The sequence below is a fragment of the Arenibacter aquaticus genome (assembly GCF_003957295.1).
GTDB lineage: Bacteria > Bacteroidota > Bacteroidia > Flavobacteriales > Flavobacteriaceae > Arenibacter > Arenibacter aquaticus.
Genome location: NZ_RQPJ01000003.1, coordinates 418,263 through 443,913, shown reverse-complemented (window position 1 = coordinate 443,913; position 25,651 = coordinate 418,263). Strand labels below are relative to the sequence as shown.

The window sequence follows — 25,651 nt, the reverse complement described above, 5'->3', positions numbered from 1 at the left end:
TTTTGAAGATTTAGGCAAGGAATTAGGTTATCCTTGCATTTAGCCAGTTGTCTATTTGGTAGATGCGCGCTTTACAAGTGCGGTATCCAGTACAATCTGTTTGTGTGTTATGGCTTTGTTTTTTTTCTTTTGTTGAATTTCCTTGTAGAGTTGTTTAAAGGCTGTTTTTCCCATTTCATATCCCGGTTGGTCTATAGTGGTCAGGGAAGGGGAGATCACCGAGGACATAAACCAATTACTGAACCCTACAATGGAAATGTCTTCTGGAATCTTAACACCTTGTTCGTTGAATTCGGTTATGGCCCCTATGGCAACAAGGTCCGTATTGATAAATATACCGTCCACGTCGTCGTGATCCATTAATAGTTGTTTGGCGTTTTCACGGCCTTCTTCAAAACTTCTGTCACCACATTGGCAGATATAGACAATGGAAGGGTCGTACGGCATATTGTTGTCTAGCAAGGCCTTTTTATAGCCAAGAAAGCGGTCGATGGAATTTTGTGGCAATAAGGCACCCCTAAAATGGGCTATACGTTTACAACCCGTATCTATAAGATGTTGTGTGGCCGCATAGCCTGCTTTTCTATCATCAATGATTACTTTGGAGCATTGTACAATTTTCGCGATCTTATCGAACATCACCAATGGTTTGTCCTGTGCCATGACTTCGTTTAGATGATGAAATTCGGCAGAACCGTTGGCCAAGGAGATCAAAATACCATCTACCCGTTGCCTAAGAAGTAGATCAATTTGTTTTTTTTCCAATTCGTAGGATTCGTTAGACTGTAGAATAATTACCAAATAGCCTTTTTTTTCTGCCTGCGCAATTATACCCTTTATGACATTAGAGAAAAAATGATGGACAATTTCGGGGATTATAAGGCCAACGGTTTTGGATTCCTTGGTTCTTAGGTTTACCGCAAAAGCATTGGGTTTGTAGTTAAGGGTCTTTGCCAATTCCTTAACCATTGCCTTTGTTTTTTTGCTGATATCCGGATAATCCTTAAGTGCTTTGGATACGGTAGTTACAGAAATGTTCAGTTGCTCTGCTATTTGCTTTAGGGTTACAGGCTTCATTGGTAAATTGATGAATTTTCTTATATAAAGATAATAAAAAAATGAAATTCGAAAACGTTTTCGTTGATATCGAAAACGTTTTCGATTAAAAAAATCCAATTATTGTAATGAACAGGATTTAAATTGCGGTATAGTAAAAGCAAATAATTACCATGTTGGTATTGAGTAGTCCCTAGATGCCAGCACTATCACAAATTACAAGTAGGGAATTTGAGGTGTAGGGAATTTTGAAGGAGGAATTATTTTTTTGAACCTGATTACTTTTAAATGAGCGGGTGGGCAAATTATGTGCCGTATGCCACGCTCTATGATATAAATTTTATTGGTTGGTTGGTTGATTTTTCAAGTGTAGTGTAATTAGAGTTGATATAGTGGTAGCACTATGTTAGCTCTTTTACTCTTTACCATTGTACATTTTAATACTACTGTATTTAGATGATTCACAGACTGATATTTTAGAAGAAGAAACCAAGCAGAAGCGCCAGGATTTAAGATAAATATCATGGTCATCACACAGCCATTAAAACAAAATTATTAGTACCTAATGGGTATCATTTTGGACTAAAACAACACAAACTTTGACCGGAAAAACCAATATAATTTGGAAAGTAGCACTAAGGAAATAGACATACTTTGTGTGGGGGAAGTACTAATAGATTTCATTGGTCATCAAGAGGGAGCACTAATCAATGACACTCGGGATTATCATAGATATGTTGGAGGATCCCCATCCAATGTGGCCATGAATGCAGCCAGATTGGGATTGCATGCCGCTTTGGTTGCCACTGTGGGAGAGGATGGCTTTGGAGACTATATTTTAAATAAGCTAAGAGCAGCCAATGTAAATGTAGATTTCATTAGAAAAATCCAAGACACCCCAACTACGGTGATTTTTGTGTCCCGTACAGTTGATACCCCTGATTTTCTACCCTTCCGCTATGCCGATTGTCATATTGCTGAAAACCAAATTACGGTTTGCACCTTAGAAAAGACCAACATATTTCATACCAGCTGTTTTGCCCTTAGTAAGGAACCTGCACAGGCTACTATTTTAAAAATGGCGGAAGAAGCCTTTAATTTAGGATGTACTTTAAGTATAGACCTAAATTATGCCAATAAACTCTGGGAGAGTCAGGATAAAGCACTTCGGATTATTAAGGCATATTGTAAATTTAACCCCTTGGTGAAGATTAGTGAGGACGATATGCAACGCTTGTTCGGACAAAGCTTGTCCCACGATGAGATCTTTAATTTTTTTCATTCAGAAGGGGTGGGAACTGTATGTTTAACCCTTGGTAGTGAGGGGGTAAAGCTATCCCAAAACGGACAGGGCATTATTAATTTACCGGCCCTTAAGGTGAACAAAATACAGGATGCTACGGGGGCGGGAGACGCTTTTTGGTCCGGGTTTTTGTTTGCTTATTTAAACGAAAAACCCCTGGAGCAATGTTTAAAAGTGGGGTTGAACCTAGCAGCTTTAAAACTGCAGTATGTGGGAAACTTTCCTGATGACATGGATCTGTTGTCCAAGATCTTATAGAACCGCATTGTCCGGAATACAGAGAATATAGTTAACGGCAAATATTTATGTTTGACCAAAAAAACAGTTTGCAATCCAATAGCGAAGATCAACTTATGAACGGGGTGATGCTGAACGCCTATCCGGACAGTATTGGGGAGCAAATGGGCGATATGGTGGGCATGTTAAAAATGTCCCAGTTTAAAAATGTGTTTTCCCAATTTTATATACTGCCCACTTTTTTTAATAGTGATCTGGACCGGGGCTTCTCCATAATAGACTATAACCTAAATCATGTTTTGGTGAGTGAAGAAGATTTAAGGGCGCTATCTATTATGAACATTCAATTGAAGTTCGATATTGTTCTAAATCATTTGTCCGTAGCCTCACCCCAATTTCAGGATTTATTAAAACACGGGAGCAAATCCAACTATAAGGACTTTTTTATAGACTGGAACAAGTTCTGGGAAGGCCATGGTAGAATGGATGATGATGGCGTTATAATCCCTAAGAAGGAGTTTCTTGACCAGCTGTTTATGAGAAAAGCAGGGCTCCCCATTTTAAAGGTGTTTTTTCCGGACGGAACGCCAAGGCCTTATTGGAACACTTTTTACCAAGACTGTAGGTATAACCACCTTAGGCCGGAAGATTTGGAGGGAATAGTGGGAATATCGGATCAACAAATATTATTTATCTGTGAGAAGGTTAATTTGGCCATTGATGGGAATCGGGATTTAAGTAAAGTCCGTTTAGGAGTCCATAATGAATTAAGAAGACAAATTATCCAAGTTTTGGATCGCAACCGATCCTATCTGGGGCAAATGGACCTAAATGCACGGTCATCATTGGTTTGGGACTTCTATCGGGAAACTATTGGTAAGATTAGTAGCTATGGAGGAAGGGTTTTGCGGTTGGATGCTTTTGCCTATTTGCACAAAGAAGTTGGACAGTCGAACTTTTTCAATAGGCCCGGGACCTGGGAATATTTGGATAGGATTAGGCGTATGGCCAAAGATAGTAATATGCAAGTATTGCCGGAGATCCATGCCGAATATGGAAGTCACTTACATGCTGAGGTGGCAAGTAGGGGCTATGTTATCTATGATTTCTTTCTTCCCGGTCTCATGCTTCACACTTTGGAGAAGGGAACAAACAGGGCGCTATTGAAGTGGGTAAGGGAGATACTGGACAAAGGATATAAGACTGTTAATATGTTAGGTTGCCATGACGGGATACCTGTATTGGATCTTAAAGGGAAGGATTTGGATGGCGTTTACAATCCCGGATTGCTATTAGATAGGGAGATTGAGGAATTAATGGATACCCTTATGGAACGTGGGGGTAGGGTGAAGAATTTGTATGATCCCTCAGGCAGGAAAATTTCCTACTATCAGATAAATGCGACCTTTTTTAGTGCCTTGGGTGAAAGCGAAGAAAAACTGCTGTTGGCACGGGCCATACAGATGTTTATGCCGGGGATACCACAAGTGTGGTACTTGGATATATTTGCTGGAAAGAATAACTATCAGGCAGCGGATAGTGGGGGAAGTGGAGGGCATAAGGAAATAAATAGATCAAACATAAGCTTGGAAGAGGTTAAAAAGGGATTGGAAAAAGATGTAGTGCTCCAGCAACTATCTATAATGCGGGTGCGAAATACTTCCAAGGCATTTATGGGCAATCTAAGAATCAATGAAACCACAGATGGTCAATTGGATCTACTGTGGACTTTCCAAAACACGAGGGCCCAACTTAGGGCCGATTTACAAACCTTGACCTTCACTATTGAGTATACGGAAGGGGCAGAGGTAAAAAGAATGGCATTAAATAAGGGTTAATGTATGCGCGGCTATTCGGTATTAATTGAGTGCTCATGGGCTGGTCACTATAAATAAGTACCCCTGGTGATCTTATTTACTGAGTTCGATTACCCCAGGATGGACCAAAAAAATCAGTGATAAGAGGTAGCCTGTTTTGTGAGAATGATGTTGCTTACCGCAGCTGGGGATTAGCGTATTCAAAGGTGATTATCGTCACAGAAACTATTTGTTGCAATAGGGAGGAATATTTTTCGCATTTTAATTGTGCAGTAATTAATGATAATTGTATATTTGCAGCCGCTAAGGATAAAAACTTATCGAAAATTAGTGAATGGTCGCGTAGCTCAGCTGGATAGAGCATCTGCCTTCTAAGCAGACGGTCAAAGGTTCGAATCCTTTCGCGATCACGACACTCTCAAAACCACGCCAATTGGCGTGGTTTTTTTATTTACGAAGAAGCCAAACTTGTTTGAGCTTAGTAGTAAATAAAAAAAACAGCAGCGGTGGCTGCGAGGTTTTGAAATTGCAACATTGATAAGGAAGGATCAGCGCAGCTAATCCTTGGGGCAATTAAGGGTTTTACACTTGTTTGAGCTTAATTGTACATAAAAAAACCAGCAGCGGTGGCTGCGAGGTTTTGAATTTGCAACATTTATAAGAAATGATCAGCGCAGCTAATCCTGATGGGCAATTAAGGAATTGACATTTGTTTGAGCTTAGTAGTAAATAAAAAAACCAGCAGCGGTGGCTGCAAGGTTTTGAAATTGCAACATTGATAAGGAAGGATCAGCGCAGCTAATCCTTGGGGCAATTAAGGGTTTTACACTTGTTTGAGCTTAATTGTACATAAAAAAACCAGCAGCGGTGGCTGCGAGGTTTTGAATTTGCAACATTTATAAGAAATGATCAGCGCAGCTAATCCTGATGGGCAATTAAGGAATTGACATTTGTTTGAGCTTAGTAGTAAATAAAAAAACCAGCAGCGGTGGCTGCGAGGTTTTGAAATTGCAACATTGATAAGGAAGGATCAGCGCAGCTAATCCTGGGGGGCAATTAATGGTTTTACACTTGTTTGAGCTTAGTAGTAAATAAAAAAACCAGCAGCGGTGGCTGCGAGGTTTTGAAATTGCAACATTGATAAGGAAGGATCAGCGCAGCTAATCCTTTCGCGATCACCACAATAAACACGGGGCTTCCAAGAGATTGGAGGCCCTTCTTTTTTGAGCCTAAAAGCTCAGTTTAGGCACACTTTTTTAAAATTTTTATTCATCTCAAAGGGTAAGTAAAGGCCTTATTTGTATATAAAACACTGTAAATAAGTGTTTTAAAATTTATGGTGTTTGGTTCAATTTCTTTGATGTAAATAAAAAAGCAGGAGGTCAATATTTTTGCGCTTTTTGTGTCCTTTGTGCTGTTCAAATTTTAGTCAAGGGAAGGGGGATCCGCAAATTTCCCGTGCTCAGGGAAACGCAAGATACCTGCCCGGCTATTTTATTGGAATTGGGTTTTTTGTCGAATTGGGAGGAGGCCGGTAAACACAAAGGCTATACCTTAGAAAAGACCAAACTTAGGGAATTGACTGCTGGCTTAAAATAAATGGATGCAAAATATGTGCGTATCCCGATTTTATTATCTTTAACCTTTTTATATATAAATTCTACAAGTCTTTACCCCTGAATGCAGAAAAATAATTTCTTATTTATTGCTCTGTTAATGTTAATAGTCAGCAAAACTGTTCTAGGGCAAAATTTTGATTATAAGATTAGCCCTCTAAGCAATGAATCTAGCATAACCAATAATGTAGTGTCCTCCTTTTATAAGGACAGAAAGGGGTTTTTGTGGATCGGTAAGATGGACGGATTGTACAGGTACAACGGCTACGATTTTGAAATCTTCTCCAATACCTTTAATAGCAATACTGGATTAAGCAATCCGTGGGTTACTGATCTAGATGGATCAGGGGACTATCTTATCGTTGGTACTAAAAACGGATTGAATCTTTTAAACAAGTCCAACCAAACCTTTTCTTATATCTTTCCATCGGATATTAATTCTGAATTCAGTAATCATATTACCGCTATAGATGCCAACGAGGGGAACAGCGAATTTTTAATGGGTACTACCAACGGCCTCTTTAAAGTTACTTTACAAAAGGATGGTACGTTTTACATTAACAGAATTGGTTTGGAAGGTTTTGACAGTGTATTCAATGCTCCGGAAATAGACCAAATTCTTTCGGTGCCCGGCGGCTCCATTATTCGCAGTTCCAAAAACCTATTCTATTTGGCTTCCAAAGATAAAGAGGCCAAAAGGTTGGAAGTGGAAGTGGTGAGTGGACGAAGGATTGGGGACAGCAATGCACTATACCTGACAAAGATGGGACAATTACTAGTTTTTGCTGATGGTAATACCTACTTTACAAATTTAGATAAGGCTGAGCCAATACAATCATTACTTAAGGTACAGAACATTTCTAACATATATGATAACTGGCCTAAGCCTGAAAGAGTAAATACGTTTTTGGAGGATGTTAACGGGGCAATTTGGATCGGGACCGAAGGAGAAGGGCTTTATGTATATCATAAAAAGACCAATAGTTGGCAGAACTATATATATAAAATTAACCGCGAGAATGTTCTGAAGAACGATTTTGTCAGAGCCTTGTACGAGGATACCTCGGGGCTGTTATTTGTAGGGACCGATGCTGGGGTCAATGCCATTAACACACAACAAAAAAGGTTCCAGGTGTTTGATCATATTAATGACAAAACCACAGGGGAAACTGAAATTGTAAATGTTCATGGGATATTGGAAGATGCTCTTGGAAATTTATGGGTAGGTGCTAGGGGAAAGGGACTTTTTGTTTTGGGAACGGACTTTGTGGTTACCATGGCATCGGATGTAAATAGCTCCTTTGGACATATCCGATCTATAATACAAGATGCAAAAGGGGAAATTTGGATTGGCACCCAAGACGGAATTTATATTTTGGACGCTAATTTTGAAGTTACCCAAAAGGACTTGGTGAATCAATTTAAGGGCAAACGGCCGTCTCTTTTGCCCGGGGAGCATATATATGCCATTATGGAGGACCCTGATGGCAATAAATGGGTCAGTACGGCCAACGGACTATTTGTATATACGGCCAAAGGCGAGACCAAAAAGCTGACCAATACCTCCATTGGAACCTCTTTGGACAATAAAATTGTTTATTCGCTACTCTTGGATAGCAGTGATAGAATCTGGTTGGGGACCTTGAACGGAATGATTGCCTATTTGGATTACAAGGACTATAGTACCCAGATTTCGCTATACCGCAATATGGGGAAGCCTTTGGATTTTAAGATCATTAGAATTACAGAGGAGTACAAGAAATTTATCGAAAATTATGAGACCTATTCCATATGCGAGGTTGGGAAAGGCAACATTTTGGTAGGGACCAATTTTGGAATATGTAGTATTGATCTGTCCAAAAAGGAAATAACACCTTATTCGTCTTTAAGCACCACTTCAGACTCTTTAAACTTAGGAACTAGTTATGTTTACGGACTTTTGTACGAGGAATTGTCCAACACGCTTTGGGCCAGCTCAAACAATGGTCTGTTTACCTATGATTTTAATGATGGAGATTTGCAGCGATACGGTGTCAAAGACGGATTGCAGTCCTTGGAATTCAATGGTAACTCGGTTTATAAAGGGAAAAATGGGCACCTCTATTTTGGTGGAGCCAGAGGTTTAAATGTTTACGATTCTTCTGTAAAATGGAATAAAAGCGATTACAGTCCCAATGTAGTTTTGACCGGACTTCTGGTGAACGGGAAACGAATAACCGTGGATGATGGGAGCCAAATACTGACCAAAGTTGTTTCACATACCTCAAATATTCAATTAAAGGCTAACCACAATACGGTTGGGTTAGAGTTTGTATCCCTGCACTTGCCCTATTCTTCCAATAACCTTTATAAATGTAAACTTATAGGAGTAGACAGAGATTGGCGGTATTTGGGCACTAAACGCTCTATAAATTATGCCAATTTACCAGAAGGGGAGTATGAGTTTCAATTGATGGGTTCTAATAACGATGGGGTTTGGAATAAGGACATACTACGTTTTGGGATGGAGGTTTTGCCTGCATGGTATGTTACTTGGTGGATGATGTTGCTATGGTACGTATTGGGGGTTGGCATTGTTGTTTCTTTTGTGGTAATAATTTTGAAAAACAGGGATAATCGTAATGAGTTAAGAATCAAGGAAATGGAGCGTGTTAAACTGGCGGAGATCTATGAATCCAAACTTATGTTTTTTACGAACATTTCCCATGAACTGCGTACCCCCCTCTCACTTATTCTAGATCCTGTGTTCAGTTTAATTCAGGATAGGCGTTATTACGCCAAGCACAGGGAGCTTCTGGATATAGTTAAAAATAACGTTGAAAGGTTGCGGAGGCTTATTGATCAGATAATGGATTTTAGGAAATATGAGTACGGTAAAATGGAACTTCAAATCGTTGAGGGAGACATGGTTGATACCGTAAAGAGTATCTATAATTCTTTTGTACACCTTTCCAAGGTGAAAAATATTCGGTTTAGAGTAAAATTACCTAAGGGTTCCATTATGATGTTTTATGATCAGGACAAGGTGGAGAAAATACTGTACAATATACTATCCAATTCCTTTAAGTCCGTAACCAATAAGGGAAAGGTACAGCTTACTTTGGGGGAATTAAGTAACAAAAGAAAATATCTTAATAGCGACAAGTATAAGTTAATATGTGGTGAGAAATTCATTGTTGAACCCGAGCATTACGTTTATCTAAAAATTGCCGATAACGGAGTTGGTATTTTAGAGGAGGATATTCATGAGATCTTTACCCGTTTTTACCAAAGCGATAGTGTAAACTCTGGTACCGGGATTGGTCTATATATGGTTAAACAGCTTACGGAAATGCACAACGGCAGCATATTATTAAATAGTAAAAGAAATGAAGGCTCCACTTTCATAGTGATTCTCCCTAAAAATAGGGATTTATATGAGGTTTCAAAATCCTCTTTGTCTGTATCGCCAAACAAAGAAAGAATACTGGAAGAACTTCCTTCCATTTCGGAAGCGCCTTTGGTTCTTGAGGGGGCTAAGAAGCATTCCCTTGTGATTGTTGAGGATAATGACGAATTAAGAATGTATCTAAAACATATTTTGAAAGATTATTACAATGTTTATACCGCCAATAACGGATTGGAAGGAATAGATTTGATCAAAGAGGAAATTCCAGATTTGGTGGTCAGTGATATTGTAATGCCAGAAATTAGTGGACTGGATTTATGTAGACAATTAAAGGAAAATTTTGAGACCAGCCATATACCTATAATATTATTAACGGCCAAGGCCTTTGATCAACAGGTGGTGGAAGGTATTAATTCTGGGGCCGATGTATATCTTATCAAACCTTTTAATAAGGATGTATTATTGGCCAATATCAATAACCTTATTCAGAACAGGGAGAAATTGAGGTTAATGTTCCAAAATTCAACAATATTGGAGCCTTCAAAGGTAACGGTTACCTCCGTGGACGAGAAGTTATTGCTAAATTTGAAACAAGCTATAGAAGACAATATTCAAGACCAAAATTTGACCTTGGAAATGTTGGCGACAGAGATTGGGGTCAGTAGGGCCCAAATGTTCCGAAAAGTAAAGGCTTTGACCGGACTTACCCCTAACAATTTTATCAAATCCATTCGATTAAAATTTGCCGTTCAATTGCTGGAGGAAGAAAAATTCCAAATGGCCGAAATTGCTTATCTATCCGGATTTAAAGAGGCAAGTTATTTCTCCAGATGCTTCAAGGAAACCTATGGATGCACTCCAAAAGAATACACTAAAAATCATAAAAGGAACTAATTATTCCTAGTTTTTCTCTTCTTCTACCTTGTCAATTGTTGAATTTTTTCTCAATATATTAGACTTGGTAATTCACTTTATTCTTTATGGAGTTTTTAGGTTGGGAAGTGAGATTTCCCCTTTGTGCTGACGCATTTTGATTTGGGTCCACTTAGTATTTGGGGAACGAAGGTTAAAAAATGAATTTTGGCTGTGTATGGTATTTCAATTAGAATAGACTATATAATAATGACAGTCTAAAAGTACTAATGTTGAGATTAGAAACTTTATTGATTAAAACTTCTGAGTATTTATGATTGAGATATTCGAAGTAATAAAGAATGCCTAGACGACAATTGTTTTACCTAATGATCAACTTGCTTGGAGGTTCTCCATAATATTTCGAGAATTCACGGGAAAATTCGTGTACTCGATTATATCCAAGGTATTCCGAAACTTGAGTGACATTTATATTGGCAAAAGTCAAGAGACTTCTGGCTTCTTCCATCCTAATCTTACGTATTCTGTTGATTGGCGTATGTCCTGTGGCTCTTTTGCATGAGCGAATTAGAGTTGCTCTGCTATAGCCTGCAATTTCGCTTAGATAGCTCAATGATGGTCTGAACGACTTGTTTTTTCGAATTCTTCTTTCAATTGCCCACCATAATTCATTGCTATCCTCCTTTTCATTGTAATCAAAATTAACGTGTCCTATTTTGTATAGAATTGCCAATAAATTGGAATATATTATGAAGCTTTTTCTTTCTTTGTCATCGAAAGAAAAGCCTTTATAGAGTTGGTCAAACAATTTTCTTATCTCTGAATCTACTGAAATAATGCGCTTGTCAATAGGTAACGGAAATAAGCTTGGGGCCTGATAGCTAACGGAGTAAAAAATGACCTCTTCTGTACCTCCAATAGTCTCAACTTCCTCTGATTCGTAGTAGTAAATAACATCTCCTTCTTTAACATTATAAGCAACGCCATTTATTTTAACCAAATAAGATCCCTTGGTAACCATATGTAACAGATGGCCGGAGAGGGAATAGCATAAATATTTAAAAAAGGCGGGTCTTTTAAATTCCCACATACCCATGATTTGGGTTACTGGGCATTCTATATTGGTTGAGGTAAAGTTATAATGAATGTTGGTCATTTCTAATAAATCATGTTATTAATTATGTATAAAGATAGGTTGATGTTGCAAATATTTGCGAAACGAGTGATATTTTTTGATAATTGGTTAATAGCTTTAATCCATAATTTTGGCACCTTATATGAAGATATTTTTGATTTAGTTTGGTTAAAGGGTGGTGATACAAATCCACAAATTTGAGCTACTATCATAAAATCAATAATTGGCTTATAAGGAGATTTTTAAATATTTGGTAATAGAAGCACATAGTGTTTTCCAATAAGCCTAATAGGATTTACTAGTTAGAAGTATAGCTGTAAGTTGAAAAAAGAGTGTGATGGTATATGGCCTTAGGAAAATACATTTCGGTAGGTGTAACACTAAAGGAACGCTTTTTTTTACTGCCGAGGAAGTATTATAAGGGAGGCGAATAAGTCGATATTGATAATTGATCATGATCCGATAAAGTGATAGGGACTTAGACCATATCTTTCTTTGCGCCTTTTACTGAGCTTTTTTTGGGGCAACTGACTTATTAGAGGTTTTAAACGCGATTTAAATGAAGCAGGCATCCGTGTTCCGATGATTGTAAAGTGGCCAGGGAAAATTAAGGCAAAGAGCATAATGGACCATATTTATATTTTTTAGAATGTTTTACCAACTTTATCCAAAATAACCGGCGTAGAAGTTCCGGAATATGTAGATGGTATTTCATTTCTTCCGACGCTTTTAGGGAGCACTGAAAAACAAGAAACACAGGACTATTTGTATTGGGAATTTCATGAAATGGGAGGTAAACAGGCGCTAAGAATAGGAAACTGGAAAGCAGTTAAAAACGAAGTGTTCAAAGACAGAGATGATTCTATAGAATTATATGACCTGCAATTGGACATATTGGAGGAAAATAATGTCGCTGATGACAATCCTTTAATTGTTGAGAAAATGGAAGAATTGTTTGAGGCGGCACGAACACCTTCAGGATTGTTTTCTTTTAATTAGAAAATGATACCGTTTTTCATAAAATTGACTGATGATGGCAAATGGAGATCATGCCTAATCAACATTTAAGCATTTATAATAAAATAGATGAAGTACATAGGAATCGATATTGGAGGAACTTGGATTAAAGGAACTTTGGTAGATAATTACAATTTTGACAAAAGGTCAGCAAATAAAGCTGACGTAAGCTTTCAAGTAAAAAAGGTTAAAAGTCCGTTGCATGAAAATACTAAAGTTATTGAAGTCATGGATTCACTGACAGAATTATTTTCTCTTTTTGATTCAACATTAGACGATATTCAGAGTATCGGGATTTCAACCGCTGGCATTGTAGATTACCACGGGACTCGATTAATAAGTGCCGGCCCGCATTTGAACATACTTAAGAGCGCCGAATGCAAAAAAGAACTTAAAAGTAGGTTCCAGTGCCCTATTAGCTTAATAAATGATGCTGACGCAGCGGCCATTGGGTTGGCAGAAATAGGTTATCTAAATGGCAATAAAACTGTTGGTATTATGCCTATAGGTACAGGTCTCGGTTTTAGTATATGGCGTAATGGTAGAAGATGGCGACCAGGAAAAATGCTCCCCTTACTTGGTGAAATTGATTTTATTGATAGTAAGTATAATTACCTGGCCAGTGCATCACGTTTGGCTAGTCTAGATGATAATAATGACCTTTCTATGGTTCTTAGTAACCAAAAGTATTATGCTGAACGTGAATCCTATTTCCAAAATCTAGCAGCTATAATTAAAACTGCGGCTATCATTTATGGCCTTGATGAAGTTATATTATGTGGAGGATTGGTAGACGCAGCACGTGATTCCGACTTTGCACTGAATCGGGAAATAATTAATCATTTATCTAACCCTTTTAATGTATTCGATAAACCAGTAAATATAAGGATTGCTCATGAAGGTAATAATTTGCAGTTGATAGGGAATTTGGCCTTGGCGCAGGGAGAGTTGGTGGCAGCTAAGACTAAAGTAAACTACGAATATAGAAAACTCGAAACGGAAATACCTTATGATAGAGAGTTTCATCTGGAAAGAATGAGTAGTTCAGAAATTATTAAGAAACTCTGGGATGTGGAGCAAGAGGCCGGTCTTCAATTGGAAAATAGCCTTGGAATTATTGCTGAGGTTGTCGATTCATCTGTAGGCAAAATCCAAAATGGTGGTCGCATTATTTATGTCGGTGCGGGTACAAGTGGACGTATTGCTGCCATGGACGGTGTTGAAATACCTTGTACCTATGGTTTGCCAGAAGATAGGATAGTTACCTTGGTCGCAGGGGGAATATCGGATTCGGGAATAGAAATCGAATCCGATTTTGAAGAGGATGCCAGTTCTGTTCCGGAAATGTTGTTGCTGAATATTAATTCAAATGATGTGGTAATAGGAATCTCTGCAAGCGGAACGGCTTATTACGTGCAATCCGCCTTGGCTTTGGCCAAGGCCAAAGGAGCATTGACCACAATTATTCAAGTTGAGCCCATGAATGTAATTTTGCCCTTTTTAGATTACGTAATCCCACTAAATTCAGGGAGGGAACTTATCGCTGGATCAACGCGTATGAAGGCTGGAACAGCAACCAAAAAAGTGTTGAATTTCTTTTCTTCTAGTTTAATGATAAGATTAGGGAAGGTCGTTGGTTCTCAAATGGTTGATGTAGTTTGTTCCAATGATAAACTGGTTGAAAGAGCTAAGGCTATTCTTAAAGAATTATATAATATGAGTGATAATGAGGCCTTGGAAAGGTTGAAAGATGCCGATATGCATTTGGGCGATGTGATCAAGAGAATTAAAGAGGAGGTATAAAGATGGTGTTAGAAGCGATAGATTGGATTATAATAGGCTTGTTTTTTGTTGTCTCTTTGGCAATAGGGGTGATTGTTGCTAAACAAGCAGGGAAAAATACCTCTGAATACTTCTTGTCAGGTCGTTCTATGCCTTGGTGGCTTCTTGGTATATCTATGGTGGCCACTACCTTTTCTGCTGATACTCCTAACTTGGTCGCTGATATAGTCAGGAACAATGGAATAGCGGGAAATTGGATTTGGTGGGCATTTTTATTGACCGGTATGCTTACGGTTTTTCTATATGCTAAATTATGGCGAAGGTCAAAAGTGTTAACGGATCTTGAATTTTATGAATTGAGATACAGCGGTAAAGAAGCGGCTTTTTTAAGGGGGTTTAGAGCCCTCTATCTAGGTTTTTTCTTCAATATTGTCATAATGGCTACTGTATCCTTGGCGGCTATTAAAATATCTGGAGTACTGCTAGGTTTATCACCCGTTCAAACTTTGTTTATTGCCTCTCTAGTAACAGTAGTTTATAGTTCTCTGGGCGGATTAAAGGGAGTCTTGATAACAGATTTTATTCAATTTTTTATCGCCATGATAGGCTCTATTTGGGCAACAATAGTAATTGTTGATTTACCCGAAATTGGTGGATTGCAAAATTTGCTAGCCCATGACAATGTAAAGGATAAATTAGATATATTACCTAGTTTTTCGAATACTGAAATGCTGATTACTGTGTTTGTGATACCTATTGCAGTTCAGTGGTGGAGCGTGTGGTATCCAGGAGCCGAACCTGGAGGGGGAGGTTATATTGCCCAACGTATGCTTTCTGCCAAGGATGAAAAGAATGCAGTGTGGGCCACCCTACTCTTTAATATAGTGCATTATGCTATACGTCCATGGCCCTGGATTTTGATTGGCTTGGCTTCCTTAGTTATCTTTCCTGATCTATCCGACTTGGCTAGAGCCTTTCCAAATGTAGATTCCTCCGTAATCAAAGATGACCTTTCCTATCCGGCCATGCTCACATATTTGCCTTCCGGGCTTTTGGGATTGGTTTTAACATCATTGATTGCCGCATTTATGTCAACAATTTCCACTCATTTGAACTGGGGATCCTCTTATATGATAAACGACTTTTATCAAAGGTTTATACGGCCCAAAGCGTCTTCCAAAGAATTAGTTGTGGCGGCAAGAGTAAGTACTGTTATGCTAATGTTTTTTGCGGCTGTTTTGGCATTATTTTTAAGTAGTGCATTACAGGCTTTTAATATACTTCTTCAAATTGGGGCGGGCACGGGACTATTATTTATTCTTAGATGGTTTTGGTACAGAATAAATGCCTGGAGTGAGATTACAGCTATGACTGTATCTTTTTTTGTGGCTATATACTTTCAGTTAATTCATACTAGAGTAGGTTTTTCCGAAATATCTTCTTCTAATCAGCTTCTTATCGGAATTTTTATAACTACCGTAGCATGGGTTGGAGTTACTTTGGCAACCAGCCCATCTAGCGAAGAAACTTTAAAATCGTTCTATCGATTGATTAGACCTGGGGGTCCAGGTTGGAAAAAAATTATAGCCAAGATGGAAAAAGATCAACTAAAGGATTTTGACCGCTCTGGCGAATGGGACGTACCAGTGGCAATTTTATGTATGGTATTAGGAAGTATTATGGTCTTTTCAATGCTCTTTACCATAGGCTATTTTATTTTAGGAGATTATAGGCTTGGTTTTGTAATGTTGATGCTGACAGGATTAAGTCTTTGGGCCTTACTGAAACTTTGGAAAAGACTTAAGATGGACTAATCAAGTTCGTTATTATACACCAAGGCATAAACTCAATAGTACTAATCCTATTAGTATCAAGGAGTATTATAGTTTTATATCTAATTACACTTACAAAGTGGTAACCCGTCATTCGCTCCACCATATGATAATAATGCGCTGAGAATTATGCTTCGATGTCGATCAGGAGCTTTAGGATTTTAGGGGAACCACATACACAATAATTTACAATATGCACTAATAAACTTCTGTCATTTTGCAAAAAATAACAGATAATTATCAGTGCTTAGATTAAAACTACACATGATGCCTATAGAATTTATATAAATTGGTCACAGATGCTACGGGCAGTATAGGCTTTGACCGGAACTTAATCTCAATAATATTACTGAATCTTTTAAAGCTAGTGGCCAAAGAATTACTGGATCAAGAAATATTCGACCTATTGGAGATTTTTCTTCTTGTCTGGTTTAAAGGGAGCAGGTTATTTCTTCAAATGCATCAAGTAAACTAATGGATACACTCCAAAAGCGTATAAAAAGGATCACTAGGTTATCAGGTAAATCCTAATTTTTTGTTTTACTCCTTTTCTGGCAGCCGAAGGAAAACGCCATGTACTAAGGGGCTTTTCAAAGCTTTTGATACTATTTTTTCAGTATTTGATACGCAATTATAAGTTTTATAAGCTGTCATGCAGATACATTTACGTGATACTAATTTAGTGTTGTGATCACTAGTTTGTAGTACTAATTCAATTGGGTTTTTTAACCTGGCTAACTTAAAATTTTAATTCAATGTTGAAACAAATTAAATGTATGGTTTTTAAAGCTAGAATATTCGGCTTTTTAATCAGCTATCTGGCGTTTTTGGCTTCCGCAAGTGCCCATTATGAACCGACGTTTTTTACGGATGGACAAGATCAGGCAGTAGTGGGAAGTGTTATGGACGATCAAGGTATCCCATTGCCAGGGGCGGCTGTTGTTATTAAGGGAACCATGAACGGTACCACTACAGATTTTGATGGTAATTTTAAAATCGAGCTCCCTTCAGAAAGCGCCGTATTGGTTATTTCTTATTTGGGATATAAGACCCAGGAAATTACAGTGGGAACTGGGTCTAACATACAGGTTCACATGGAGCCTGAGGCCAATTCGTTGGAAGGTGTAATGGTAGTTGGATATGGCAAACAAAAGGTAAAGGATCTTACCGGAAGTGTGGGTTTTGTTAGCGAAGACGTGCTAAAAGAGAGCTCGGTTCCTACGGTTTCCCAAGCGCTTCAAGGAAAAGTTGCGGGGGTACAGATTACCGCCGATTCTGGGGAGCCAGGTGGTGGCATTGCTGTTAGAATACGGGGTACCGGTACCTTTGGCAACAACGATCCCTTATATGTTATTGATGGATTTCCCACAAAATCGGGAATTAGCTCCGTTAACCCTTCGGACATTGCCTCCATCTCTATTCTAAAAGATGCTGCGGCTTCTGCAATTTACGGTGCCAGAGCGGCCAACGGAGTAATCATTGTTACTACTAAAAAGGGAAAGGCAGGCGTATCCAAAATTAACGTTGAAAGTTATTACGGTTTTCAACAGACGGCCAATAAGATCGATGTTTTGAATTCACATGACTATGTCATGATCACCAAGGAAGCTTATAGGAATTCTGGATTGCCAGACGATGCGTTTTGGGGAGATCCGGCCGAATACGGTCCAGGACAAACATATCCTACCGATACGAATTGGCAAGATGAGGTATTCAGAAATGCGCCTATCCAAAACCACCAGTTTACTTTTTCGGGAGGATCCGAAATATCAGATTATTTATTTTCCTTAGGCTATTATCAATTAGACGGAATCGTTATTGGTAGCGGGTTTGAAAGAATATCGGCCCGTATCAATGGTAGCACCAAATTTTCTGATAAATTCAAGGTGGGCACTAATTTATCCTTGTCCACCACTACTCAAGATGTAGTTCCCGATGATCATTCTTGGACCAGTGTACTTTTCGGTGCGTTAAGGGAACGGCCTATGGTACCAGTAAAAGATGAGAATGGAAATTGGGGCGGAAATATAGGTCCGGCAGAGTATGTTGGAGACGGTGGAAACCCGGTGCGTTTGGCGTTGTTGAATTTCGATAGGCGAAAAACTTACAGGATGTTAGGGAATTCTTATTTGGAGTACACTCCTGTTTCCGATTTTACTTTTAAGAGTTCTTTTGGATATGATTTTTTGTATTCTAAAGGAAAGGATTTTGATCCTACTTATGTTGAAGGTAGCTCCCAGGCAATTCAGAACCAATTATCTGAAACCTCGTCTTTATATACCACTTGGGTATGGGAAAACACCGTTAGTTACGCCTTTGATTTAGGCGAGGATCACAGTTTTGATGTTTTAGGGGGCATTACCAAAGAGGAAAACATATATGAGACTTTAAATGCCAGTAGAAAGGACTTTCCCAACAACCAAGAGTATATTTGGTATTTAGGAGCGGGTACCGGTACTAGGGACAATAGCGGAACTACTTCGGAATATGCCCTGATGTCCTATATAGGAAGACTAAATTATAACTTTAAAAACCGATACCTCTTTCAGGCCAATGTAAGAAGGGACGGTTCTTCCCGTTTTGGAGAATCTAACCGCTTCGGGACATTCCCTTCCGTTTCTGCAGGATGGATTGCTAGTGAAGAAGATTTCTTTAAAAATACCGATGTGGTCAATTATTTTAAATTGAGGGCTAGTTATGGTAAATTGGGGAATCAAGACATTTATAGTAATTATCCATGGGCAAATAACTTAGACTTGGTGTACTATCCTTTTGGAACATCCCAGGCCACTGTACCAGGATACGCACCTACTGCTGCATCCAACCCTAACGTAACGTGGGAAACTACAATTCAAAGTAACTTTGGTCTTGATATAAAAATGTTAAATAGTAGTGTTACGTTCACAGCAGACTATTTCATAAAGGATACAGAGGATATGTTATTGACTTTACCTGCGCCGGCTACATCGGGCTATTCTACTACTGCCTATACCAATGTAGGTAAAATAAGGAACAGCGGGATAGAGTTGGCAGTGGATTATCAATCTCCTTCATATAAGGAGTTTACATACAATGTTGGAGGTAACTTTACCAAGATCAGGAACGAGGTTAAGGATCTTGGAACCGTGGATTACATCTGGAGTGATCAAGCGTATCTTGGAGAACGTTGGACCCGTACGGAGGTAGGGAAACCAATTAGCCAATTCTTTGGTTACGTGGCGGACGGACTTTTTCAAAATAATGCTGATGTTACGGCGCACGGGGTACAGCCCAATGCAGAGCCCGGTGATATTAGGTTTGTAGATACCAACAAAGACGGTGTTCTGGACGATAAGGATCGTACGTATATAGGTGATCCCAATCCTGATTTTACCTTTTCTGCGAATGCACAGGCCAATTATAAGGATTTCGATTTTAGTGTGAGACTTTATGGCTCTTATGGTAACGATATCTATAACGGAATGATCCGTCAGGTGGAAACAGCTTCGGAACCATATAACAAGTGGTCCTATATTTTAAATCGATGGACTGGAGAAGGTACATCCAATTCCGTGCCTAGGGTTACACGTGATGATATTAATCAAAACACCAGAAGTTCGTCCCGCATGATCGAGGACGGATCTTTCTTGAGAATCAAAAATGTTCAGTTGGGCTATTCTTTACCGGAAAGTGTTCTGGAAAAACTAAAAGTAGAACGTCTGCGTTTTTATATCAGTGCAGAAAACCTGCATACGTTTACCTCTTATCGTGGTTTTGATCCTGAAATGTATCAGACCAAGGGGTCCAGAACCGATCTAGGGGTCGATAGGGCCAAATATCCCGTGGCCAGTTCTTTTGTGCTGGGTATAAACTTATCCTTATAATTTTAAATAAACGAAACCATGAAGAAATACATATATATCACTTTACTGGCTTTAGGCTTATTCGCATGTGACGATTCCTTTTTAGATAAGGAACCCTTGGGTTCGCTAAGTGTGGGCACTTTTTATTCCAACGCGGAGGAGGCAACCCAAGCGGTTAACGCTATTTATGACGGAATTCAAAGTTATACGGTTTACGGTGCCATGTCCATTGTAGAAGATGTACAAACCGATGATGCCGAAAAGGGGGGCGGCGGTCCTTCCGATCAACCGGGAATGGATCAGGTACAGAAATTTATCGCTTCGGCCGACAATCATATTTTTGTGGATAAATGGAAAGCATATTTTGTGCCCGTATTTAGGGCCAACTTGGCGATTCAGAAAATTCAGGAAATGGGGGAGGAAAGTATTGATGCCGATGTTAAAAAAGGACTGTTGGCCGAGGCCAAGTTCCTTAGGGCCTTGTGTTATTTTGATTTGGTTACACGATTTGGCGATCTGCCAATTGTAATGGAACCCAATAGTCCAGAAGATTATGATATCGCAAGAAGCCCTGCTCCCGAGGTATGGGCTTTTATCGAAGGAGACTTAAAAGAAGCAGTGGAGGGGCTCAAGGTGCCTGCCGAGCTCCCAGACAATGATCTGGGTCGGGCCACTGAAGGAGCGGCAAAGGCGCTTTTGGCCAAAGCCTATGTTTTTCAGAAAAAATGGACAGAGGCCGATCCGTTGCTCAGTAGTGTAATAAACGATTATGGTTATGAACTATCTGATGACTTTTCAGGCATTTTTGGCATAGGAAACGAAACCAACGAAGAAGTGATTTTTCAGGTGAACTTTCAGACAGGAGGCGCTAGTGACCGTGAAGGGTATAACAGGAACGGATGGATGTCTCCAAGATCCTCCGATATAGATTGGGGAGGGATAGGATTCATGTTGCCTACCCAAGATTTGGTAGACGAGTTTGAACCTGGAGATATCAGATTGGAAGCTTCAATTCTACGTGATGGCGACATGTTTAGCGGCGATATGTATAAAAAAGAATGGTCGCCTACTGGTTATAACTGTAGGAAAGGCTTGGTGGCCTTTGATGAGTATACCGCCGGGACTCCTTATTTTGTAGATAATAATTATGTTGTGATACGTTTGGGCGATATTCTTTTGCTAAAAGCGGAAACTTTGAATGAGCTTGATCGTACCTCCGAAGCCGTTAATTTTATTAACCCTGTTCGGATACGGGCCAAAGTACCCACCATTGATGCGGATATTTCTAAAGAGCAAATGAGAGAGGCCTTATATCATGAAAGAAGGGTAGAATTGTGTTTCGAACAGAAGCGTTATTTTGATTTGGTCCGTTGGGGCAAAGCTGCCGAAGTACTGACCGCTAAAGGATACAGTTTTGTGGCCGGAAAGAACGAGCTTTGGCCCATACCGCAAAGCGAAATAGATATCAATCCAAATTTGGCTCCCAATAACCCCAATTGGTAGGCCGAACAACTTTGGCAATAATCGAGATTTGAACCTGCCTGCCTTTGTGGGTAAATAGGTTGCCCGAGGAAGTCTACGGACTTAAATGATAATTTAAAAAAAGAGCGTTCATGGTTTTTTTCGTAGGAGAATCTCATTCTACGGATATAAAAGGGCCATTAGCGTTCTTTTTAGTTTAGTGGTTTGTGCATACAATAATAGATGGGCCATTTTACAATTAATCAGATATATCATTGACGGATATGAGCCAGATAATGTATTGGGTTTTGAGAGGTGGTCCATAGTTTGGAAACCGAAAAGGAGTCAAAAGAAGTGCATTTATTTAATTATTTTGATGCTAACAGATATTACAGGTATAACATTGAATTGGTCGTTAAGGGATAAATTTAGAAACTATTGTTAATGCCATTAATAGCCATTAAGTAGCTACCACAGATAGGTATGTTCGTAGGATAACATCAACAATAGCAATTATTTTTAAGGTAGGAAAATCTTACAATAGTACCAATACCGGGTTGTATATTGTTATGTTCAGGGATACTAAAATAACCCATTAATTTGAATGCTTATAGCTCATATTGGTTATAAGCATTTTTTTATGCACCGATCAAGAAATATTCAGCTGAATTGTATGTTATGGGCCGTAACCTTTAGTTAATATTTAAAGGCGTTTACTTTTTATATAAATCTGCATAAACACCCATAAATACTTCTGTTGGAACACAATATTATAAGTATTTGAGATTTAGGTACTATTACTTTTTTAGGTTCAATTCTAATTTTAACATCAAATATTAGGGAAAATCCAACCAACTATTTTTTTGGAAAAGGATTCTGGATATGAAAATGTGGACCTCATATTAGGGCACGGGATATCTAAATGAGTGATATCCAACATCGTTAAATGATCAATATTAATTTTTAAACCTCTAAAAGAATTCAATGAAAAAAAAGTGATTTACTCAATTTACCAGAAGCTTAAAAAATAAATAACTAGAAACCCAATAATTATGAGAAAAAAAATGTTTTTGCGCAAGAGTACGTTTCTTGCACTAATTTTCCAGCTACTAATCGTGGGATACGTACCGGCGCAGGATACCAACCAAGAAGAGTTGTCCGTTTCAGGTGTTGTTTTGGACGAGAACAATCTTCCTTTACCCTATGTAAATGTTTATGTGAAAGGAACCGAAACTGGAACGATGACAGATGACGATGGTGAATTTTCCCTGTTGGTGGCCAAGGGGAAGACTATAAGCTTTTCCTATGTAGGCTATGTTTCCCAAGAAATAGTTGTAGGTGATGGAGACCAGTTGATGGTTTCATTACAGCCAGATTCAGATGTTCTTTCTGAAGTGGTCGTTACGGCCCTTGGAATAAAAAGGGAAAAAAAATCAGTCGGTTATGCAATTCAGACTATTAAGGCAGAAGAGCTTGCGATTACTGCTGAGCCCAACCTTGTAAAATCACTATCTGGTAAGGCTGCAGGAGTATTTATCACTGGAGGTACTTCCGGAATGGGTGGGTCATCCAATATCACAATAAGAGGTAATACAAACTTAAGTGGTAACAATTTGCCACTTTTTGTTATCGATGGCGTGCCGTTCTATAATGAAGAGGTTGATAAACAATCTTTCTGGGATGGATGGCGAAGTCAAGGAAAAATAGATTGGGGAGATCCAATTTCCAAGGTGAACCCAGAGGACATAGAAGAAATTTCCATCTTGAAGGGAGCCAGTTCTACAGCTCTATATGGATCCAGGGCTGCAAACGGAGTAATATTGATTACTACAAAAAAAGGAAAGGGTGTCCGAAAGGGTGTAGGTATTGATTACAGCTATAATGCTACTTTTTCTAATCCAGTGATAAGGTCAGATTTTCAAACAAGGTATGGGGCGGGTAATAATGGCATATATGAGTATACTGGCGACAGGAATAACCCGGGGACAAATGAACTTACACATGATTCTTGGGGGCCCCAATTTGATGGGAATACCTATTTACCGCAATTTGGCTCACCTAAGATAAACAACACTCTAGTGCCTTTACCCTGGCTGCCCCACAAAAATAACGTAGAGGAGTTTTTGAGAACCGGTATTATTCAGGATCACAACGTATCTGTATCCTTCGGAGGTGAAGCGGGTTACGGGCGTATCTCTTTGAAGAATTCCCAAGAGTCTGGAATGACCCCGGAAACGGATGAGTCAAGAACCAGTGTTAATTCTAATTTGCTGGCCAATTTATCGGATAAGTGGAAGGCAGAGATGATGGTAAACTACATAGAGAGCAGTAGTGATAATAGAGTTCCGGGTTGGGGGACAGGCATCACTCAAAATTTAATGCGTTTGCCCATAAATTATGATATAAGGTATATAAATTCTGTTCCCCACAAAAGGGCTGATGGCTCTCAAGTTGTTTTTACGGGCTTTGATAACCCGTATTGGATTTTAAAAGAAGATTTTAATAGTTATAAAAGAAGAAATGTGGTCGGAAGAATTGGGCTTCGCTATACCGTGAACGAATGGATGGAAGCTAAGGTTTCAATTTCAAAGACAATAAACAATACGGAGTACAGGTCGTTTAGTGAAATAGATTTGGCGAAAACGAATTCTGGTAATTTTTATGATAATGGTGCTTACAGTGTAAGTGCAAATACATTTACTGAAAATAATTATGATCTTCTAGTTTATGGGAAAAAGGACTTTTCCGAAGATTTTGACTTTTCATATACCTTAGGAGCAAACAAAAGGGAGACCTATTCTAATTCTTGGAATGCCAATGTCCAGGAATTAGCTACCCCGGGATTGGCAACCTTGAACAATGGATTAGGGGACAAGCCGGTAAACCAAGGATATACGGAAAAAGAAACCCAAAGTATTTTTGGACTTTTTTCTGTTGGATATAGGGATTATTTGTACTTAGATGTTACGGGTAGAAACGATTGGTCTTCGGTACTTCCAAAGGAGAATAGGTCTTATTTTTATCCGTCTACTTCGTTATCATTATTGTTTAGTGAAGCATTAAACCTAAAATCGGACTTATTTAACTATGGTAAGCTTAGGGCAAGTTGGGCACAAGTTGGTTCGGACACTGCCCCCTACCAATTGTCAGGGACCTTTGGCTCTGGGTTGGACTGGGACGGACAGCAGACCAACTCCTTTACAACAGTACTACCTCCTACAAGTTTAAAGCCACAACGCACAAATTCTATAGAATTTGGAACCGAGTTGAATTTTTTCAACAATCGCTTTAATATTGATTTTGCCTACTATAAAACCAATACCCGTAATCAAATTGTTACTGTAGGTATTCCCAGGTCCTCCGGTTTTTCCAGGGCTACCATCAACGCTGGTGATGTCCAAAATAAAGGGGTAGAGTTAATGCTGAACACCATTCCTGTAAAGGCCGGTGACTTTCAATGGAATTTAGTGGTCAACGCCTCCAAGAATGAAAATAAGTTGGTAGACCTACACGAAGACATAGAATTTATTAGAACAGGCTGGAGCAACTTGGAAGTTAGGGTTACGGAAGGTGAGAAATATGGGGAGATATATGGTTATAGCTATGTGAAAAACCCGGAGGGTAAAAATATAATTATGGATGACGGCAGACCATACCGCTCCCAAGATTATCCGGATATGGATTGGGATCAATATTTAGGTAATGCACAACCAGATTGGTTAGGGGGTGTAACCAACTCCTTTAGGTATAAAAACCTTAGGTTAAGTTCCACCATCAGTGCAAGATTTGGAGGCAAAATATACTCCATGTCCAATGTCATTAACATGAATAGAGGGTTGCTCAAAGAGACTGTTGGTCTAAATGATAGGGGAGTGGAGAAGAGATTGCCGGTAGCTCAAGGTGGAGGAGTAAGGGCAGAAGGTGTTAAAGAAGTGAAGGACGTTAACGGTAACGTAACCGGGTATGTTGAAAATGACACCTATATGGAAGCACAGGCTTATTACAAATGGGTTTCTGGTATTCACCAAGAACACCTTTTCGATGCTAGTTATATTAAGTTGCAGGATGTGTCCATATCTTATAGACTTTCAAAAAAACAACTAGAGCCATTTAAATATTTTAAAGGAGCTAGTCTTTCTTTGGTAGGGTACAATTTAGCGGTATTAAAAAGTGATATACCTAATCTAGATCCTGAAGTGTCCCTTGGGAGAAACAATGCAGGTACTGGTTTGGAAAACGGAGCACTGCCAGCGGCCCTAAGAATTGGCTTTAAAGTAAATGTTAAATTTTAA

The 25,651-nt window shown here is 38.9% G+C and carries 10 protein-coding genes, 1 tRNA gene and 1 pseudogene; 10 read left to right on the top strand and 2 right to left on the bottom strand.

The window, feature by feature from the left end; all coding sequences use genetic code 11:
* Positions 1 to 51: 51 nt before the first annotated feature.
* Positions 52 to 1,077: a LacI family DNA-binding transcriptional regulator gene (locus EHW67_RS08655; RefSeq protein ID WP_126161980.1), complete on the bottom strand. Its 1,026-nt coding sequence runs from the start codon at positions 1,075 to 1,077 to the stop codon at positions 52 to 54.
* A 601-nt stretch (positions 1,078 to 1,678) separates the two neighbouring features.
* On the opposite strand from EHW67_RS08655, the gene EHW67_RS08650 reads away from it, so the two are divergent.
* The 4 genes from EHW67_RS08650 (at position 1,679) to EHW67_RS08635 (ending at position 10,311) form a co-directional block, all read left to right on the top strand.
* Complete coding sequence (locus EHW67_RS08650; RefSeq protein WP_238389872.1) at positions 1,679 to 2,617, top strand: carbohydrate kinase family protein; 939 nt, start codon at positions 1,679 to 1,681, stop codon at positions 2,615 to 2,617.
* A 47-nt stretch (positions 2,618 to 2,664) separates the two neighbouring features.
* On the top strand, positions 2,665 to 4,434 hold the full coding sequence (locus EHW67_RS08645) for an alpha-amylase family protein (protein ID WP_126161979.1): 1,770 nt from the start codon (positions 2,665 to 2,667) through the stop codon (positions 4,432 to 4,434).
* A gap of 315 nt (positions 4,435 to 4,749) precedes the next feature.
* A tRNA-Arg gene (locus EHW67_RS08640) sits at positions 4,750 to 4,823 on the top strand.
* 1,306 nt (positions 4,824 to 6,129) lie between these two features.
* Complete coding sequence (locus EHW67_RS08635) at positions 6,130 to 10,311, top strand: hybrid sensor histidine kinase/response regulator transcription factor (RefSeq protein ID WP_158285106.1); 4,182 nt, start codon at positions 6,130 to 6,132, stop codon at positions 10,309 to 10,311.
* A 340-nt stretch (positions 10,312 to 10,651) separates the two neighbouring features.
* Here the strand turns inward: EHW67_RS08635 and EHW67_RS08630 are convergent, their stop codons facing one another.
* Positions 10,652 to 11,446, bottom strand: coding sequence for an AraC family transcriptional regulator (locus EHW67_RS08630; RefSeq protein ID WP_126161977.1), 795 nt, complete (start codon positions 11,444 to 11,446; stop codon positions 10,652 to 10,654).
* A gap of 648 nt (positions 11,447 to 12,094) precedes the next feature.
* Here EHW67_RS08630 and EHW67_RS08625 point away from each other — a divergent pair.
* From EHW67_RS08625 to EHW67_RS08600, 6 genes and pseudogenes are all read left to right on the top strand, one after another.
* Positions 12,095 to 12,424: pseudogene (locus EHW67_RS08625) on the top strand (sulfatase/phosphatase domain-containing protein); the annotation flags it as partial.
* Positions 12,425 to 12,511: 87 nt separating this feature from the next.
* The gene (locus EHW67_RS08620; protein WP_126161975.1) at positions 12,512 to 14,245 is read left to right on the top strand and encodes an N-acetylmuramic acid 6-phosphate etherase; all 1,734 of its coding nucleotides are present in this window, start codon (positions 12,512 to 12,514) and stop codon (positions 14,243 to 14,245) included.
* Positions 14,246 to 14,247: 2 nt separating this feature from the next.
* Complete coding sequence (locus tag EHW67_RS08615) at positions 14,248 to 16,038, top strand: sodium:solute symporter family protein (RefSeq protein WP_126161974.1); 1,791 nt, start codon at positions 14,248 to 14,250, stop codon at positions 16,036 to 16,038.
* A 773-nt stretch (positions 16,039 to 16,811) separates the two neighbouring features.
* Positions 16,812 to 19,919 (top strand): SusC/RagA family TonB-linked outer membrane protein, encoded by a 3,108-nt coding sequence (locus tag EHW67_RS08610; protein ID WP_126161973.1) that lies wholly within the window; start codon positions 16,812 to 16,814, stop codon positions 19,917 to 19,919.
* Positions 19,920 to 19,937: 18 nt separating this feature from the next.
* Positions 19,938 to 21,401: a RagB/SusD family nutrient uptake outer membrane protein gene (locus EHW67_RS08605; protein WP_126161972.1), complete on the top strand. Its 1,464-nt coding sequence runs from the start codon at positions 19,938 to 19,940 to the stop codon at positions 21,399 to 21,401.
* A gap of 1,010 nt (positions 21,402 to 22,411) precedes the next feature.
* Positions 22,412 to 25,651 (top strand): SusC/RagA family TonB-linked outer membrane protein, encoded by a 3,240-nt coding sequence (locus EHW67_RS08600; RefSeq protein ID WP_126161971.1) that lies wholly within the window; start codon positions 22,412 to 22,414, stop codon positions 25,649 to 25,651.